3 protein-coding genes and 2 pseudogenes are annotated in these 2,204 nt (G+C 65.9%); 4 read left to right on the plus strand and 1 reads right to left on the minus strand.

Going from position 1 to position 2,204, the window contains the following annotated elements; genetic code table 11:
• Window positions 1-142 precede the first annotated feature (142 nt).
• The gene (locus BN1233_RS35785) at window positions 143-391 is read left to right on the plus strand and encodes a hypothetical protein (RefSeq protein WP_046868410.1); all 249 of its coding nucleotides are present in this window, start codon (window positions 143-145) and stop codon (window positions 389-391) included.
• 94 nt (window positions 392-485) lie between these two features.
• The gene (locus tag BN1233_RS35790; protein ID WP_046868411.1) at window positions 486-1,250 is read left to right on the plus strand and encodes a sulfite exporter TauE/SafE family protein; all 765 of its coding nucleotides are present in this window, start codon (window positions 486-488) and stop codon (window positions 1,248-1,250) included.
• A gap of 49 nt (window positions 1,251-1,299) precedes the next feature.
• Here BN1233_RS35790 and BN1233_RS45390 read toward each other — a convergent pair.
• A pseudogene (locus BN1233_RS45390) lies at window positions 1,300-1,550 on the minus strand (helix-turn-helix domain-containing protein); the annotation flags it as partial.
• A 20-nt stretch (window positions 1,551-1,570) separates the two neighbouring features.
• Between BN1233_RS45390 and BN1233_RS35795 the strand changes: the two are divergent.
• Together BN1233_RS35795 and BN1233_RS35800 are read left to right on the plus strand one after the other, a co-directional pair.
• Complete coding sequence (locus BN1233_RS35795) at window positions 1,571-1,792, plus strand: hypothetical protein (RefSeq protein WP_046868412.1); 222 nt, start codon at window positions 1,571-1,573, stop codon at window positions 1,790-1,792.
• An 86-nt stretch (window positions 1,793-1,878) separates the two neighbouring features.
• A pseudogene (locus BN1233_RS35800) lies at window positions 1,879-2,097 on the plus strand (OsmC family protein); the annotation flags it as partial.
• Window positions 2,098-2,204 lie beyond the last annotated feature (107 nt).

Consider the following 2,204-nt stretch of genomic DNA (forward strand, 5'->3'; position numbering starts at 1 on the left):
CACGGCCCGAATGTCGATTTAACGCGGATTTCACGGCACGGCGCGCCGCATCTCCGCTCCTTTCACGAGGCGCCATACGGCGCATGCGCACCGGTCCGACAAGGTTCGCCTCGCTCGAATATCGAGTGAAAGGAGCCCCGCCATGACCCTCGCAACCCATCACACCCCGATCCCGTTCGCCCGGAGCAAGACCGGCTTGGAACATGCCTTCGCAAGGCTGCAGAGCGTCTATCTGCGCTGGGGCACCGCCCGGCTGAACCGAGCGCTCGCCGCCGAGCTCAGCGACAAGCAGCTCGCCGATGCCGGCCTCAATCAGACCGCCCTCAACGGAAACGTCCCGGTCACCCTGGTCCCAGCGAGCGTCGTGGCGGAGCTGATGTCCATGCGCTGAGCGGCGCTTAAGAGCCGCCCCTTAGCGCTGAGACGAGCTTACCCGCGCATTTTCCGTGCTGTTTGCACGTTCCCTCCGGCAAAGGCTGAGCGAGATGCTGATTCCAGACCCCGCCGTCGTTGCGCTAGCGGCGCTCGGCATTTTCGTCATCTCATTCATGCGCGGGGCGTTCGGCGGCGGCTTTGCCATCCTCGGCATCCCACTTCTCTCGCTCGGCATGGATCCGATCGTTGCTGGAGCCTTCCTCGCGCCGATGTTCCTCGCGATGGACGCTGTTGCCCTGCGCTATTGGAAGCCTTCGACAGGGTCGCGCCCCGACCTCGTCCTGTTGCTGCCCGGCCTGTTCGTCGGCATCGTGCTCGGCTTCGTCCTCATTCGTGTGATGGATCGGCACCTCGTCTCGGTGCTGATGGCGGCGATGACACTTGCCTTCAGCGCCTTGTGGCTGTTCGGCAGCAAGACGGCCGAGGCCAGGCCCCGATCGCCCACGAGGGCGATCGTTGCCGGCACCGCGTCGGGCCTGACCACCATGGTGGCCAATTCCGGCGGGCCGCCTGTTGCGATGTACCTCCTGCCGCGCGGCCTGCCCAAGGCGGTCTACGCCGGCACGACCAGCCTGTTCTTTACGGTCGGCAATCTCGTGAAGGCGGGGCCGTGGCTCGCACTCTCCCCACCCGCCGGCGCGACCATGACGATGATGCTGTTGACCTTGCCAGCCGTGCCGCTCGGCATTTGGCTCGGCTGGATCCTGCACGAACGCCTCGACCAGGAGCGGATGTACGCCGCCTGCTATCTGATGCTGACCGTAACCGGGCTCAAGCTGCTGTTCGATGGACTGCGCGGCTACGGAATGATCTGAGGCGAGCCACGCAGAGCGGCTGATCCGCCCAACAGCAGCCGAGTGTGATTCAGGCAAGAACCCGCGCATTGTGCCGAATGCCATTGGGCGGCTGACCGAAGCTCCTCGGGAAGGCGCGCCGCATACGCTCGCGATCGGCAAAGCCCGTCTGCTCGGCGATGGCCTCAATCGAGTGACTGGTCTGCTCCACCATGAGGCGCGGCCTCCACCCGCAAATGCTCGACCGCTTTCGCCGGCGACTGCCCGGTCTCGGCATGGGAAGGCCCGGCTGAACTGTCGGGGGCTGAGCCTTGACCCCTCATGCTCAGGAACCAAACCCCATGACCACCACGCTTGCTGCCATCGTCGCGCTCGCGCAGACGACGACGCTTGCTTCCTCCGACGGCGAGAACGCCAACCGCGTCCGCGCCAGCATCTACGACACCGCTTTCGCCAACCAGGCGGCGAGCCCTGGCGTCGCCGTGCTTGGTGAGACGCGCGCGCAGGCTCGCGTGCGGATGCGGAGCTCCTCGATCCCCATGAGGATTCGCCGCGGAAAGTGATCGAGCACAACGCAGGGCGCCCGATCGGTGTCGGCGTTGGTCGCGCCGCCCCGTTATCCACTCATTGAACCCTGAAAGGAACCACCATGACTGCCTCGACCACTCTACGCACGCGCGAGAAGCTGCTCTACACGGGCAAGACCCACACCGTCGGCGGAAGGGAGCACGGCACGGCCCGCAGCTCGGACGGCCAGCTTGACATCAGGTTCTCTCCGCCGGGCTCAGGACGTCCGGGAACGAGCCCGGAGCAGATGCTCGCCGCCGGCTGGCCCGCCTGCTTCGAAGGCGCCATTGGCCTCGCCGCACAACTCCGGACCTTTGGCTCTGCCATGGCGTTTATTGCTGCTCCCCCTGCTGGGACCAGGACTGACCTCAACAGACCGTAAGCCTCGAGCGCCCTACCGCGCACTGA

This window comes from Microvirga massiliensis (genome assembly GCF_001006805.1).
Lineage (GTDB): Bacteria > Pseudomonadota > Alphaproteobacteria > Rhizobiales > Beijerinckiaceae > Microvirga > Microvirga massiliensis.